Origin of the sequence: Ferruginibacter paludis, assembly GCF_030409685.1 — a bacterium.
In the GTDB taxonomy this organism is placed as follows: domain Bacteria; phylum Bacteroidota; class Bacteroidia; order Chitinophagales; family Chitinophagaceae; genus Ferruginibacter; species Ferruginibacter paludis.
In genome coordinates this window covers 148,455-164,081 of sequence record NZ_JAUFQJ010000001.1, presented here as the reverse complement: position 1 = coordinate 164,081, position 15,627 = coordinate 148,455, and the positions used below count along the sequence as shown (strand labels likewise).

Here is a 15,627-nt window from a genome sequence, read left to right as displayed (position 1 = left end):
GTCAGTAAATTAGTTGCAAATACTTTTCCAAAAGAGGCCTGATGATGGGTAAACGAGGTAGGACAACCTTCTTAAAAAAGTTGAAAATGAAGACACTAAGTTTTAGAGATTAACTGAAATCCTGCTTCGGCAATTCTAATTGAGTGTTAACAGTTCTATGGCAATTATACAGTAAAGTCATTTTTAAAGTCGTTTTCTTTATTGGTACAGTTCAATATAGGGCCACTTTTTATCATCTGCAATAAAAACCTGTCCAGACAAATATGAGGTATCATAGACATCCTTTAAGGTTTTTTAGCCAACGTTTTTTTATCCCTTACTTATACTTTAGTTTATGCTACTATTATAGACTATGCCATGCAATTTCCAAGCGAAACGATCGATATTTTTATCAAGAATTCAATACATGACACAGATAAGTTCAATAAGAAATTAATGGATACAAAAAGGCAGACTTCGATTGTCCGGTTGAGACATGCCAAGTTTCAAACACTGGCAATTTTTAAATTTTTTAGAATAATCCTGATAACTGTCCCCTCGTCTGGCTTACTTTGCAACGCAATATCCCCACCTGCATTTTTTACAAGTTCCTTTACCAGGTATAATCCAATTCCGGATCCTTCCAAAGCATTGTCCAGCCTGAAATACTTTGTAAAAACAGCTTCATGCTTATTTTTTTCAATGCCAATTCCATTATCAGAGATGATAATAACTATGTCTTCGTTTTCCCGAGCTGTTTGAATCAATATAGCAGGTCTTCTTACCGCAGATTTGTATTTTAACGAATTGTTCAGCAGATTATAAATGATGCTTCTGAGTTGTCTTCTGGAAAATGCTATTTCGGAAACCTGTATATCAGCTGTGATAATCGCGTGAGAAGATTTGATGTCTTCACTTAGTGCAAGCCGAACGTCTTCCAGGATATGTTCCAGATTTAATAGTTCATAAAGCGCGTTGAACTATGTCAAGGAAAGTTTCAAATCCCTGCTGGTTCTCCATGCCCATGATTTTAAACTGTTCGAAAGCAAGCCTCAGATTGGTCTGGGGATTTTTTATATCATGTGCAAGAGTATCTAGCAGACACTCATGGTCCGATATTAATTTTTCCTGTTCCTTTAAATCCTTTATCCGCCGTGTAATTTCAACAAAAGTAATAATGACTCCGTTGGATTGCTAGTCTTCTTCCTGAATATAGGGAATGATATTCATTCGATACCAGCGAAAATCAGTTGTTTGAATTTCTTCTTCAAGTATCTCCTTCGTTTCAGCTACTGCCTGAATGTTTTCTATCATGGAAGGGTAGCGGATATTATCCTCAATTTCAAATATGGATTTTCCAATATCACCTGGTGATAAATTGAACTGTTTCATCGCAGGCGGTGTGAATTTCCTCAAAATGAGTTTAGCATCAACAAACAGCTGGGGAATCAGCGTATTTCTAAAATAGTTTTCCAGTTCAGCATTGTGTATGCTAAGATCCCTGATGACTTCATTTTTTGTAGGTATAATTATTCTCTTAAGCTGTAAGGTAAACCTAAGTCAAATTCTTCCACCCCATTTTTTATTAACGACGAAATAAATTGCATGCCCCTACCAGTAAAATATGAGCAGCCCTTGCTCCATATTATGTCCATGACATGAAATATGGAATCAAAAATTTGAAATGCATCGGCACTATTTCTCTCGTTAACGATGGCCGCCGGATATGGGGCGGAGCTGGAATATGACTATTGTTCGGGGTTGTAACAGGTTGTTCCTGACCCTAGTTGAAATCATGTTATTACCAGCATATAGTAAATTTATAAGTGCAGATGAAAACTGTATGCACATAATTGTATTGGTAAACTTTTTGGCTTGGCCCTGCTTAACAGTAATGCGAAAACGATCCGGCCCCAACGTTTGATTTTGGTAGCCCTTAAAATCTGTCTTATAGAATTACCAAAATGATAAAATGGGTTAATTTTTTCCAAGCTCATAATGGAAAATTCAGGTACGGATCCAGGTAAGCAGTATCACTAAAGCACATTAAGCGCTCCAAAATATCGGTTTCAGCATGATAATATAACTCCACATAAAATGAAAAAAGCTGGTACAATACAATATGAAACCCGTCCATCTTTCTTTCAGCTACTTCAACACCATACTTCTTCAGTACTTTGTGTTTTTGTGTTTCTCCTAAAATATTAAAAGCGTACAAGGTCATGCAAAAAAGTTAATAGATTGCCCAGATTTTATCAATTATACATGATTAAATTCCTGAAAAAGTTACGCTTGTTAAGTTACTGAAAAATTGTTTGTCGGGCGAGGATGCATAAATTTATATTCTCCCAAACATAAGGTGCTTTACTACTTCTTAAAATCTGCTGTAAAAGTTAGCCAGAAAAAGGGCTGTCATTAAACAAAATTTCTACTATGAAATTTAACAGGATATTACGGCTTTTATAAACTTTTATTCACGGGGTACTAACGTTCTATCGGCATATTTAAGCATTTGCTTAAATAATTATTTCCAGTACATTTGTTCCATGGAAAATAATACCTGCATCAGGCAATTTGCCGATCATGAACAAATAAAAAATTGTAAAGCAAAACTAAAGACGGCTCAGAAGTCTTTTGGAAGCTTATCCAGTGTACTGGCTTTGGCTGGAAATGAAGTCAGGCTGAAAATTATTTATTTACTGGGAGATGAAAAAGAAATATGCCCATGCGATCTTGCTGATATATTAGGTATGAGTATTCCTGCGATATCGCAACACCTGAAAAAGTTGAAAGATGGAAACATAGTTGAAACAAGAAAAGAAAGTCAGACCATTTATTACTCTCTTAATCATGAAAACATAAAAATATTAAAGCCATTCTTTAAGCATATCAATGTGCAAACTTTAAAACTGGAAACTGCATGAAAAGTCTAAAATCGACTGGTACATTTACCGGTGCTGGTGTAATTTCAGCAATTGCAGCATCGCTATGTTGTATAACTCCTTTTATTGCGATGCTTGCAGGCAGCAGCAGCATTACTTTCAGCTTTTCATGGATAGCACCTGCCAGGCCTTACCTGATGGGACTATCTATTGGCGTATTAGTTTTTGCATGGTATCTTAAATTAAAACCGGCAATAACAAAAGGTATCGATTGTAATTGCTGTATAACAAATAAGACTTCATTCTTTCAATCAAAACGTTTTTTAATTATTGTAACAGTTTTTGCTTTGCTGATAATGACTTTCCCGTTGTATGCAAAAATATTTTCCCTAATTGTAAAAACACAATCGACATCAGTGGCAGTAGCCGATGACAGGCAACAGGTAAAGTTTATCATACAAGGGATGGGTTGTGAGAGCTGCGAAGCAGAAGTAAACACTGAAATAGCTAAAGTAAATGGTGTGTTGGCCTTTCGAACTTCTTATGCTAACCAATGCAGCATCGTTTCTTTTGATAAATCCAAAGTGGATGCAAAAACTATTGAAACGGCAATCAGTAAGACAGGCTATAAAGTGAAGAACTATGACTATGAAAATATCCTTCGTGATAAAAACGCAATAGGAAAGTCATGCACTGATTCCCTGAAATAATGCCGTGAAAAAGAAAAAACAAATGAAAGAAATAATTTTACTCCAATCAATTATTAACTGCCCCAATTGTGGATCTCAAAAAGAAGAGACAATGCCAATGGATGCCTGTCAATATTTTTATAAGTGCACCAGTTGCGGGACTGTCCTAAAACCTCAGCAGGGAGATTGTTGTGTTTTTTGCAGTTATGGTTCAATTAAATGCCCCCCAATTCAGATGAATAAATCTTGTTGTTCTTAAGTAAAAAACATCTCTTCCCAAATATTGCCACTTTTGACTAGCTAAAACTTGGCACTGATACCCAAATAAACACTTCTTCCAATAGAAGGAATAATTCCCGGACCAGGATACTCATCTGTCCTGCGGGTGAAATATGCTTTGTCAGTTAAATTATTAGACCCAATCTTTAGTGCATAATTTTTATACTTGTAGGTGGCGCTTAAATCAAGAACAGTATATGCCGGTATATATCCTGCTATCGGGTCCTGACTTGTTTTTATATTCGAGGCATCGCCATACGCATCTCCCACGTAGTTGACCTGAAAGGTTGTAGAAAAATATTTATCGCTGAATATTAAACCAACTCTGTTGATGGTTTTGGCTGCAGCTTCAACCCTGTTTCCCTTAAATTCTCCGGTTGTATATTGTGCATTGATCCAGGCAAAGGAATTAAATACACTAAGACCATATTTTGATTTTGCATTCAGGTATTTTAAAAGATTAAATTCTATATAGCTTTCAATACCCCAGTGAATACTATTGGCAATATTTTTTCTAATGGAGTAATCATTCCCCGTTACCGTATCTGTTTGAACCAATACACCAATTCGGTTATTGTAAGCCATGTAAAAACCACCAATGTCAAAATTTAGAAAGTTTTTTATAGTTCCCCTGTAACCTAAATCCGTGTTGAACCCATAAGCATCTTTTAAATTGGGGTCTATTCTGGATGTGATACCAAATGGCTCCAACTGACTATAATCAATGGGCCGGTATGCCTGGCTGAAATTACCATAGATACTGGTGTTATGAGTTGGCTTAAATTCTAACCCTGTGCCGAAAAGAGGGAACGTTCTCGTGCGGTTTTCATCTGGTGTTTGCTTTGCGTTATCTACAATTTTATATCCTTTTGCTGTACTTTTTAGATATTCGAATCTAAATCCGGGAGTAATTGTAAACTTGTCTCCGATTCTGAAAATATTTTCAACAAATGGAGCTATGTTAGTAGTTGTGAAATCTAAATCATATCCCCAATTCCCTGTAATGGATAAATCAAAATCACTGTTGGTTGTTCCTTCACCACCTCCTTGCCGTTTGAACCTTGCGTAGCTATATCTGATGCCACCTGCAATGGTGGATTTTTGTTTTCCCAAAGAGTAGCTATTTGAAAAACGCAATTCGGTTGTTGAGTTGTGCATGTCCTCTCTGCCAACTTCCCGCGGAACATAAGTACCCGTGGCCGGATCTATCTCATCAAATGCTTGCGGACCACCATCTTCATTCCGCCACACAAGCGAACGGTTACTGAAAAGATAAGTTGTTTTTATGCTTATCGTTGTATTAACAGACGGTGTAAAGTTTGCATACGCAGTTACTACATTCCATGGGCTCTTTAGCCAGTTTCTTGCCCGGGTGGATGCTTTTGGACTGGCTTCAAACATACTGTCTGTTAAACCACCAGGCATTTTTATTTTATTACGAAGTGCGGAGTACTCAACACCCACATTGGTTTTGGATGATGGTTTATATTGAAACTTACCAAAACCTGACAGCTGCCACTGCCTGCTGTTGGGCCGGTAGCCGTCAATATATCGGTACTGCAGGAACCCATAATAACTGAATTTTTTATAATTGCCACCAATTGAATTGAAAGAGTTAAAAAGTCCGAAACTGCCAACAGTTTGTGACGTGGTAAATTCAAATGGTTTGTTTACCGGTGCATCTTTTGTCACATAGTTTACCAGCCCGCCAAATTGAGAACCGAATTGTAAAGAGGATGCCCCTCTTACCATTTCAATACGACTTACTCCTTCCATTGGAGGAATGTAATAGGCTTCGTTGTACCCGAAAATATCGGCACTGATGTTATAGCCGTTTTGACGGGTATTCATTTCAATACTCTGTATCGGATTCAACCCTCTTGTAGCAATTCCATTGGCCGTAAAACCGCCGCTTTCAGTTTCAACGATATTCAAACCCGGTATCCGACCAAGTATTTGCCGGGTATTGTTAATCGCCTTATTCGCATCCAGGCTGTCAACAAGTATTACTTCATTTTTCTTTCCGGCATAGATAATACCGTCCTTGGATTCCAAAAAATGTCCAACACCGTTTACAGTTTTATATCCGGTCAGGATGACTTCTTTTAAAATTTTGGCACTGTCTGATATTTTAACCTGTTGAGCAATTACCGCTCTAAAACATAGTGTAGCAAATAGCGCTGTAACAATTTTATGCATGATAGTATTGCTGTTTATATTGACGGCAAAAGTGAAACATGTGGGCGAAGAGAGGTTTTACATTCGGGAAAAAAAATGACGCAATGCGGAAAAATAAGCTTCGTTACAATCTTTTAGTGAAAATTAAAAATGCTGCTGAAGAGTAAATTAAATTTCATGGATCAGCAGAAAATATTACTCATTAAAACAAAACTTTCTTTATCCCAGTTTATTGGAGAAATTACTCGCAATGTCACAGCTGTAACAGCCAGTCGGCTAAACCAAATTTTGCATTTAATTTAAAACAATTATTTTTACCGCTTGTAGTTATGGGGTCTGAAATAAAACAAATAAGTAGTAAAGTATGGGCCCTTGTTCTTGATATATTCCTTTTTGGTTACAGGATAATAAAGCAAATCATTTTACCCAATGGAAAATCTAAAGGCAATATCTTGTCGTCCCTGTTTATTTTTTTTCTTGATATTGTAGAAAGGTTCTACCAATTTGAACATGGGTTTTTTAGTATGGCTGCTGTATTTAAACAGCGGTATGTAAAACAGACGCTTATTATCATTGTTGGTGTATTATTTCTCCTGTCATCTTTTGAATGGACCAGCCAACAAGTAGCTACTATCTCTGATATCGGTACCGACAGAGCGCAACTTCCGGCGCCCGTTGTAAAAAAAATAACAAAAAGTGAAAATGAGCAAAGTATATGTTGCTCAAAACATACCCATTTAACTGAAGAACATCCTGCGTTTCAAAGCAATCTTCATGCCTCCATCATAACTTCAACTTCACGACTAAATAAGTACCTGATTATACATAGTTTAAGAATTTGATGCCTGCGTTATTTCTTGCGATATTCCTCATTGAAGGTCGAATCTTATATTACTTAATTGCAAATCAAATTTTAAGTGAAAAAACTAATCATAGCATTGTTACTATTACCTTTCTTTTCCAAAGCGCAAAATTCATTGATGGCTGTTATCAGAACTGAAGGGAAACAGGAGACATTAGCGGGCGTTACTATTACATTTAAAAAATTAAAGCTGGCAGGTATTTCAGATAGCACGGGTAAAGTGCAATTCAATAACGTACCGGATGGAACATGGGAAGTTGTAATAAGCAGCATTGGTTATAAGGAGCTGGAGATGGAGTTTGTTTTTCCAGTAAAAGCTCCCGGTATTATTCAAATTTATCTTGAACCATTACCCGGGGAACTGGAGGAAGTAACCGTAAATTCAACCCGTTCCAACAGAAGCATCAGGAATACGCCTACAAGGGTAGAATTTATTGCAGAGGAAGAAGTGCATGAAGAAGCCAGCATGCGGCCGGGTGATATCAAAATGTTACTGGCAGAAAGCACGGGTATACAGACACAGCAAACCTCCCCCACAACGGGCAATGCGGGCATCCGCATCCAGGGCATGGATGGCCGCTATACGCAAATCCTTAAAGACGGATTTCCTGTCTATTCAGGCGCGGCAGGCGGATTGGGATTGCTGCAAACGCCTCCTTTGGATTTACGACAGGTAGAAATAATCAAAGGTTCTTCTTCTACGCTCTATGGAGGTGGGGCAATTGCGGGACTAATCAACCTGATTACTAAAGTACCGGCAGATAAAATGGAACTGAATTTCCACTTCAATGCAACATCCGCAGGCGGACTGGATATAAACAGTTTTTATGGACAACGTTTTAAAAAAGCAGGAGTAACATTTTTTGTTTCAAGGAACACCAATATGGCTTATGACCCGGCCAACATCTCTTTTTCCGCCATTCCTAAATTTGAACGCTATACCCTTAACCCTAAATTATTTTTGTACTTCACCGATAAAACCAAATTCAACTTTGGCGTTAATACCACATTTGAAAATCGTTTGGGTGGAGATATGCAATTGATTGAAGGCAGGGGCGACAGCACGCACAGTTACTTTGAGCGCAATAAAACAAAACGTTTGTCAACTCAGTTTACTTTAGATCACAAGTTCAACGATAAAAGCAGTTTTAAATTAAAGAATAGTGCCGGTTACTTTAACCGTATCATTAACAGCAGGGACTATTCGTTTAACGGAACTCAATACAGCAGTTTCACAGAAGCCACCTTTGTAAACAAGCGGAAGGCAAGCGATTGGGTAGCTGGATTAAATGTATTAACAGATCATTTTAAAGAAAACCAAACAACACCCGGAATTCTTAGAGATTACAATCAAACTACGCTGGGTATTTTTATTCAAAATACCTGGAATACTTACAGTTGGCTTATTGTGGAAACAGGCTTAAGAGGAGATTATGTAAATGATTATGGGGCTGTTTTATTACCAAGGATTTCTGCATTATTTACTATTACACCTCAGTTAACAAGCCGCATTGGTGGAGGGCTGGGTTATAAAACGCCCACTATTTTTACAGAGGAAAGCGAAAAGTTGTTGTACAAAAATGTGATGCCGGTTAATGCGGCTATTAATAAACTGGAAAAAAGCGTTGGCGCAAACTGGGATTTTAATTACAAAACATCCTTTCAAAAAATATCCTTTAGTCTCAATCAATTTTTCTTTTATACCCTCCTGAAAAACCCCTTATTTATTGAAACTGTTGCTGGTGGCTTCTCCCAGCTGCAAAATATTCCGGGGCAAATTGTATCCAGGGGAGCCGAAACAAATATCAGGCTGGGCTACCAGGATCTGGCATTGTACCTGGGGTATACTTATACCAATGCTGAAATTCATAATAATGGTACAATAACGGAAAACCGGCTTACGCCCAAACACCGATTTAATGGGGCTTTGGTGTATGAAATCGAAGATAAATGGAAGTTTGGTTCAGAGTTCTATTATTTCAGCAAACAAAAGTTAAGTGATGGAACCACCGGCAGGGATTACTGGCTTACTGGATTGGTTGTTGAAAAATTATGGAAGCCATTTTCTCTTTTCATCAATTTTGAAAACTTTGGAGACGTTAGGCAAACGAAATTTGAAAGCATTTTCAATGGTACACTTACCAATCCGGTTTTTAAAGATATCTATGCGCCTCTGGAAGGTTTTGTTGTAAACGGCGGCCTCAAAATCAGGTTGTAGACGGTCAACTAAATGCAGTTGAATAGAATTGATCAATCCGGCTAAATGAAAGAAGCCCTTAAATTAATTAAGAGCTTCTTTTTATGAATGATGGGTTATCTCAACACGAAATCAGTTAAAGCAACATAATGCCTGCCGTTGTCTGCATTCTTCCATATTTTATATCCTGTCGGATAGTTTGTTCCGGATGGCGAAAAATGTGTTGGCTGGGGAAAAGATGTACTAAATAAATTACCACTTAACAAAAATGCTCTTGTTATCATGGGCTCCAGGAAGATGACCTGTCCGTTATTTGAACCGTAAATGAATGTATGCGTAAAGGGTATAAATGCGGGCGGAAGTTCAGGCGAAGCAGGATCTAACCAGTGTGTTCCCATTTGTGGTACTGTAGCTCCCTGGATAACATAGGACGCTGGCAGATAGCCTGGTGAAGGCGCTGCAGTGGGCATTCCTGTGATTTGCATTTGCTCCGCGACAGAAATTTTATAAAAGTGCATATCAAAATGTGGTACATCATAAACCCCGGCAGGCTCATGCCCTGCAGGTTCCCAGTTGACAGTGATGTGATCAAAAGGTGTCACATCCTTTGCTTTTTGATGCAGTTTTAAATTAAATGTACTGGCTGAAAAATCAAGCGCATCGCTTGGCAGTTTGTCCAATGCCGTTGCAATGAATTCAATTCCCATGGCCATCGGAACATCGCCGGTTCTGCTAATATTTATCCACGTACGGGCATGGCCGCTGCCCATCTGCACTTCCGGACCATAAAATGTATTGTAGTCATTCGGGATTTCCCGGCTGCTAAGTGTATTGGCAGAGGGCAGTGTTACCTTTTCTGAAGGGTTTACGGCGACTTGTTGTTGTACGCCCGGATCTTTTTTTTCTTTTTGGCAAGCTGTAAAACTCAGAAGAGACAGCATCACCACGAGGCAATGCAAACGATTTACTTTTTTCATGTTTACTTTTTTGAAGTTAAAAAATTTGACTGAATTTTCTTTGGAATAAAAGTGCAAGAGATTAAACAGGGAGGGATAAAGCTTATAATTATTGGGAATCGTTAATTATTTATGAATATAAACATAAACTTTTAAGCAGATTCAAATTTTTAGTATCCGGCTTCATTAAACTTGTGGCTGGTTCATTTCACAAAATAACTGTCCTTTGATATGGCTCCATACGTATAATTAGTACAACATTCCGTGTAATATGTAGTTTACCTTTCCAGTTATTTCATCGTTCAGTTGCTATAATTAACAGGTAGCAGGCATGCAGAAACGGACCTGAACTTTCGCTTTTAAAATGGATCTTATAAAAGTCACGCGGCAGGTGCAGGCTGGAGGAACAATGAGCACCCAATCAATAATTATAAGCTAGTCGATGCAAAGTAATTAGAAAGCTAGCTCCTTATTAATGACTGAAATAAACTATGTTAGTAACTGGTGCATTTCCATCTGTTTTTAAGATTTACCTTTACACTGACTTTAGGGGTGCCGATAAGGCTGAGATTATACCCTGCGAACCTGATGCAGATAATGCTGCCGAAGGGAAAAGTAGAAACATACTTCCACATTCTGCCATTCCTAAAGTTTTTATTAAATCTATAAAGGGAATGGAAATCACTTTCAACAATCACACACAACAAATTCAGGAGCGTTCCTCTGTTCAAATTATATTAAATGATTTGATTGGTGAAAAGCAAAAAGGTATTGCCGTAGCAGTTAACGAAACCGTTGTTCCAAAAACGCAATGGGATAGTTATGTGCTCCAGACTGGTGATAAAGTATTGGTAATAAAAGCAACCCAAGGCGGATAGTGCCCTACCCTTACAGCGCATTCAATAGTATCAGGACGCTATTGAATAGACAGCTGTTTTTTAGTCAAAAAAATTAATTCATTTAAAAAATAGTTGTATGAAAAAAACAGATAAAGCACCCGTACAGGAAACCATTTCCTGTACACCCTTTGCAGGTTCAAAAAAAATTTATGTAGCAGGTTCACTGCATAAAAATATTAAAGTGGCTATGAGGGAAATAACCCTTTCTCCCACCAAATTGACCAGTGGAAAAATGGAGGATAATGCCCCCGTGATTGTGTACGATACCAGCGGCCCTTACACAGATGAACATGCAAGGATTGATATAAAAAAAGGCCTGCCCCGTTTGCGTGAGCAATGGATACTGGACAGACAGGATGTGGAGCAATTGAAAGAAGTATCTTCTACCTATGGCAGGGAACGGAAAGAAGACGCCTCTCTGGATGCACTTCGTTTTGAACACATCAAAGCGCCATTGCGTGCAAAATCAGGAGGCAATGTTTCCCAGTTGCACTATGCCAAAAAAGGCATCATCACGCCGGAGATGGAATACATTGCCATACGTGAAAACCAGCGCATTGATGGCTTGAAACATAAACTGAACGGGCAGTACGAATTACTGACGCAGCAACATGCTGGTAATAGTTTTGGAGCCAATACCCCCAAAGGCATTATCACGCCTGAGTTTGTAAGGGATGAAGTGGCTGCCTGCCGTGCCATCATTCCAGCAAATATCAATCACCCCGAGCTGGAGCCGATGATTATTGGCAGGAATTTTTTGGTAAAGATCAATGCCAACATTGGGAATAGTGCTGTTAGCAGCAGCATTGAAGAAGAAGTGGAAAAAGCAGTGTGGGCCTGCCGTTGGGGCGCCGATAATATCATGGATCTTTCTACCGGTAAAAACATTCACGAAACCAGGGAATGGATCATCCGCAACTCTCCTGTGCCTATTGGAACGGTACCTATTTACCAGGCATTGGAAAAAGTGGATGGCCGTCCGGAAAACTTAACCTGGGAAATTTACCGCGATACATTAATTGAACAGGCAGAGCAGGGTGTTGATTATTTTACCATTCATGCCGGTGTATTGTTGCGGTACATTCCTATGACTGCAAAGCGCATGACCGGCATTGTCAGCCGTGGCGGTTCCATTATGGCCAAATGGTGCCTGGCACATCATAAAGAGAATTTTCTGTACACCCATTTTGAAGACATATGCCAGATCATGAAGCAGTATGACGTATCATTTTCTCTGGGCGATGGATTGCGCCCGGGAAGTATTGCGGATGCAAATGATGAAGCGCAGTTTGCTGAATTACAAACACAGGGTGAACTTAATAGAATTGCCTGGAAACATGATGTGCAGGTAATGAACGAAGGCCCGGGCCACGTACCCATGCACCTGATAAAAGAGAATATGGAAAAGCAACTGGAATATTGTAAAGAGGCGCCTTTTTATACTTTAGGTCCCTTAACAACCGATATTGCCCCTGGCTACGATCATATCACTTCTGCAATTGGAGCCGCCATGATTGGCTGGTATGGTACTGCCATGCTTTGTTACGTAACACCCAAAGAGCATTTGGGACTGCCCAATAAAAAAGATGTAAAGGATGGGGTAATTACTTACAAGATCGCGGCACATGCGGCCGACCTTGCGAAAGGCCATCCCGGCGCACAATACAGGGATAATGCATTGAGTAAAGCAAGATTTGAATTTCGCTGGGATGACCAGTTTAATTTATCCCTCGACCCAGACACAGCCCGTGAATTTCACGATGAAACGTTGCCGGCGGATGGAGCAAAAATTGCACACTTCTGCAGCATGTGCGGACCAAAATTTTGTTCCATGGAAATAACTCAACAGATACGTGATTTTGCGGAAAAAGGTATGCAGGAAAAAAGTGAAGAATTTATTGATAGCGGAAAAGAAATTTATCAATAAATGTTAGTGCTGATTTCTAATTCAACTGCTGTAGTCGGTGAAACCGCTATCATCAATGTATTGTTTGAAGAAGGATTGGAAATATTGCATGTGAGAAAACCTGGCGCTACTGTTGATGAAGTTAGCAGCTTAATTGAAAAGATAGATTCAAAATATCACCACCAAATCGCCTTGCATCAACATCATGAAATTGCGACTGGTTACGGAATAAAGCGGCTGCATTTTACAGAAGCGGGCAGAAAACAAATGAGTGAAGAAGCATTGATACGGTTGAAAATGGCAAATCATATTTTATCCACTTCCATTCACCGGGAGGAGGCGTATAAAGATTTGCCAGCTTCTTTTGAGTATACCTTTTTCGGTCCGGTGTTCAACAGTATTTCCAAGCAGGGATATACATCATCGATGCCAGCTGACTTCCTATTTCCTGTTAAAAAAAACCTTTCAAAAGTGATTGCCATTGGGGGTATTGATGTAACAAATATTCAGCAAGTAAAGCAGATGCAATTCAATGGTGCAGCGATATTGGGTGCAATCTGGCAAAAGCCCGGAGAAAGTATTCAGCAATTTAAAGCAATACAAAAAGCATGGAAGCAGACAGACCGGTAGTATTAAGCATAGCTGGGTTTGATCCCTGTGCCGGAGCAGGAATACTGGCAGATATCAAAACATTTGAACAACACAAAGTATATGGTATAGGCATTAATACTGCCCGAACTTTACAGACAGAAAATGATTTTATTTCCATCAGCTGGGAAGATGAAAACAGTATTTTACAATCGCTTGAAATCATGTTATCACAGTACGATGTGAAGGCTATAAAAATTGGAATTATAGAAAATATAAGCGCATTGAACAGGATTGTTTCATATGTCCATCAAAAAAATACTGCTATAAAAATTGTAGTTGATACCGTTATAAAATCGAGCAGCGGGTTTAACTTCTGGAATGAACAAATGCAGGAAGCATCATTGATTGAAATTTTGTCTAAAATATTTCTAATAACACCCAATTACAATGAAGTGTTACAACTGATGCCTTCATCCAATGCAAAAGAATCAGCAAAAAAATTATCCGCTTATTGCAATGTATTATTGAAAGGTGGCCACAACAAAGAAGAATTGGGCATTGATTATTTATACACGCAAAACGATATAGAAAGACTGGAAGGCAATAATGATGAAATGTATGCCAAGCATGGTTCCGGTTGTGTATTGTCCGCAGCCATTACTGCCAACCTTGCCCAGGGTGTTGATTTATTCGCTTCCTGCAGCAATGCAAAAAAATACATTGAACAATTTTTATCAAGTAACAAAACACTATTAGGGTACCACCATGTTTAGTAAACTACAATACATATCACAAGGCACCACCGAAGTTGAACAATTAAATAATATTCAACAGGCGCTGGATGCAGGTTGCAACTGGATACAACTTCGTTTTAAAAACGCCACACCAGCAGCAATAAAAGCATTGGCAGCACAAGTGAAAGTGTTGTGCGCTTCCAGCAACGCCGTCTTTATCATCAACGATCATCCGCAGATTGCAAAAGACATACCCGCTGATGGTGTACATCTTGGCTTACAGGATATGCCTGTCATTGATGCAAGGAGCATCACAGGTGATAAGATAATTGGTGGCACTGCCAACACGTTGGAGGATGTGTTGAAACGTATTGATGAAGGCTGCAGCTACATTGGGCTGGGGCCTTTTCGTTTTACAAAAACCAAAGAAAAATTAAGCCCGGTATTGGGTTTGGAAGGATATAGTAAAATTATGGAAGGATTGCGCCAGCACCAAACGCAGGTTCCTGTTTATGCCATTGGAGGTATTGTGTTGGAAGACATAGCAGCCCTCATGCAGACAGGCGTTTATGGTGTGGCCCTGTCTGGCGCCATTACCCATCATCCAGATAAAAAAGTATTACTGCAACAATTAAATACCCTTTTATATGAAACAGTTAACGATAGCGAATAAGCTATTTCAATCCCGGTTGTTTTTGGGAACCGGAAAATTTGGTTCTTCTTTGCAAATGGAAGAAGCCGTGTTGGCATCCGGATCAGAGATGGTAACGGTAGCCTTAAAGCGGGTGGACCTGGAAACAGATACTGATTTGTTGCTGACACACCTGCAACATCCCCACATCAATTTATTGCCCAACACTTCCGGTGTTCGTACCGCCAAAGAAGCAGTGCTGGCGGCGCAACTGGCAAGGGAGGCATTGGAAACAAACTGGGTAAAATTAGAAATTCATCCTGATCCAAAATACCTGATGCCCGATGCTATTGAAACATTGAAGGCTACAGAAGAACTGGCAAAGCTCGGTTTTATTGTATTGCCCTACATTCATGCCGACCCTGTTTTATGCAAACGACTGGAAGATGCAGGCACCGCCGCTGTAATGCCTTTAGGTTCTCCGATAGGAAGCAACAAAGGATTAAAGACATTCGATTTTTTACAAATCATCATCGAGCAAAGCAATGTACCCGTAATTATTGATGCAGGCATTGGTGCTCCTTCTGATGCCGCCCTTGCTATGGAAATGGGTGCCGATGCAGTGTTGGTAAATACAGCCATCGCCATTGCCGGCAATCCTTTACAAATGGCCATTGCCTTTAAACTCGCTGTGGAGGCGGGCCGTATGGCCTTTGAAAACAGGCTTGGAGCTAAAGTAAAGCATGCCATCGCATCAAGCCCGTTAACACAATTTTTACATGAAATGAACCAATAAGCGATAAGTAACTTTTATAGAGACGGTTATCATTTTTAATGGCGAATT

General features: G+C 39.2%; 16 protein-coding genes and 1 riboswitch. Of the genes, 11 read left to right on the top strand and 5 right to left on the bottom strand.

From position 1 onward, the window contains the following. Positions 1–485: 485 nt before the first annotated feature. From QWZ08_RS00690 to QWZ08_RS00680, 3 genes are all read right to left on the bottom strand, one after another. Complete coding sequence (locus tag QWZ08_RS00690) at positions 486–839, bottom strand: ATP-binding protein (protein ID WP_290335515.1); 354 nt, start codon at positions 837–839, stop codon at positions 486–488. A 334-nt stretch (positions 840–1,173) separates the two neighbouring features. Continuing rightward, positions 1,174–1,455 (bottom strand): PAS domain-containing protein, encoded by a 282-nt coding sequence (locus QWZ08_RS00685; RefSeq protein WP_290335514.1) that lies wholly within the window; start codon positions 1,453–1,455, stop codon positions 1,174–1,176. 517 nt (positions 1,456–1,972) lie between these two features. Further along, on the bottom strand, positions 1,973–2,203 hold the full coding sequence (locus QWZ08_RS00680; protein WP_290335229.1) for a hypothetical protein: 231 nt from the start codon (positions 2,201–2,203) through the stop codon (positions 1,973–1,975). 322 nt (positions 2,204–2,525) lie between these two features. Between QWZ08_RS00680 and QWZ08_RS00675 the strand changes: the two genes are divergently transcribed. The 3 genes from QWZ08_RS00675 to QWZ08_RS00665 are packed head-to-tail and all read left to right on the top strand — an operon-like array spanning position 2,526 to position 3,809. Beyond that, the gene (locus tag QWZ08_RS00675) at positions 2,526–2,903 is read left to right on the top strand and encodes an ArsR/SmtB family transcription factor (RefSeq protein ID WP_290335228.1); all 378 of its coding nucleotides are present in this window, start codon (positions 2,526–2,528) and stop codon (positions 2,901–2,903) included. Then, the gene (gene merTP, locus QWZ08_RS00670) at positions 2,900–3,571 is read left to right on the top strand and encodes a mercuric transport protein MerTP (protein WP_290335227.1); all 672 of its coding nucleotides are present in this window, start codon (positions 2,900–2,902) and stop codon (positions 3,569–3,571) included. Before QWZ08_RS00675 ends, merTP begins: the two co-directional genes overlap by 4 nt. 22 nt (positions 3,572–3,593) lie before the next feature. Then, on the top strand, positions 3,594–3,809 hold the full coding sequence (locus QWZ08_RS00665) for a GDCCVxC domain-containing (seleno)protein (protein WP_290335513.1): 216 nt from the start codon (positions 3,594–3,596) through the stop codon (positions 3,807–3,809). A gap of 41 nt (positions 3,810–3,850) precedes the next feature. Here QWZ08_RS00665 and QWZ08_RS00660 read toward each other — a convergent pair whose 3' ends face one another. Next, a complete protein-coding gene (locus QWZ08_RS00660) occupies positions 3,851–6,028 on the bottom strand; it encodes a TonB-dependent receptor family protein (protein ID WP_290335226.1) in 2,178 nt (725 codons plus the stop codon). Positions 6,029–6,531: 503 nt separating this feature from the next. Here QWZ08_RS00660 and QWZ08_RS00655 point away from each other — a divergent pair. Next, positions 6,532–6,849: a hypothetical protein gene (locus QWZ08_RS00655; RefSeq protein WP_290335225.1), complete on the top strand. Its 318-nt coding sequence runs from the start codon at positions 6,532–6,534 to the stop codon at positions 6,847–6,849. Positions 6,850–6,924: 75 nt separating this feature from the next. After that, positions 6,925–9,087: a TonB-dependent receptor gene (locus QWZ08_RS00650; protein WP_290335224.1), complete on the top strand. Its 2,163-nt coding sequence runs from the start codon at positions 6,925–6,927 to the stop codon at positions 9,085–9,087. A gap of 95 nt (positions 9,088–9,182) precedes the next feature. Here the strand turns inward: QWZ08_RS00650 and QWZ08_RS00645 are convergent, their stop codons facing one another. Then, entirely contained in the window at positions 9,183–10,043 is an 861-nt protein-coding gene (locus QWZ08_RS00645; RefSeq protein WP_290335223.1) for a DUF5602 domain-containing protein, read from the bottom strand. Between the two features lie 517 nt (positions 10,044–10,560). Next, positions 10,561–10,651: riboswitch (TPP riboswitch) on the top strand. Between the two features lie 45 nt (positions 10,652–10,696). Here QWZ08_RS00645 and thiS point away from each other — a divergent pair. From thiS to QWZ08_RS00615, 6 genes are all read left to right on the top strand, one after another. Further along, positions 10,697–10,900, top strand: coding sequence for a sulfur carrier protein ThiS (gene thiS / locus QWZ08_RS00640; RefSeq protein WP_290335222.1), 204 nt, complete (start codon positions 10,697–10,699; stop codon positions 10,898–10,900). 97 nt (positions 10,901–10,997) lie between these two features. Next, on the top strand, positions 10,998–12,848 hold the full coding sequence (gene thiC / locus QWZ08_RS00635) for a phosphomethylpyrimidine synthase ThiC (protein WP_290335221.1): 1,851 nt from the start codon (positions 10,998–11,000) through the stop codon (positions 12,846–12,848). Beyond that, complete coding sequence (locus QWZ08_RS00630) at positions 12,849–13,457, top strand: thiamine phosphate synthase (protein ID WP_290335220.1); 609 nt, start codon at positions 12,849–12,851, stop codon at positions 13,455–13,457. Beyond that, positions 13,436–14,191, top strand: coding sequence for a hydroxymethylpyrimidine/phosphomethylpyrimidine kinase (locus QWZ08_RS00625; RefSeq protein ID WP_290335219.1), 756 nt, complete (start codon positions 13,436–13,438; stop codon positions 14,189–14,191). The genes QWZ08_RS00630 and QWZ08_RS00625 overlap by 22 nt, the downstream gene beginning before the upstream one ends. Further along, a complete protein-coding gene (locus QWZ08_RS00620; protein WP_290335218.1) occupies positions 14,184–14,825 on the top strand; it encodes a thiamine phosphate synthase in 642 nt (213 codons plus the stop codon). The genes QWZ08_RS00625 and QWZ08_RS00620 overlap by 8 nt, the downstream gene beginning before the upstream one ends. Beyond that, entirely contained in the window at positions 14,800–15,579 is a 780-nt protein-coding gene (locus tag QWZ08_RS00615) for a thiazole synthase (RefSeq protein ID WP_290335217.1), read from the top strand. Before QWZ08_RS00620 ends, QWZ08_RS00615 begins: the two co-directional genes overlap by 26 nt. The last annotated feature ends 48 nt before the right edge of the window (positions 15,580–15,627 follow it).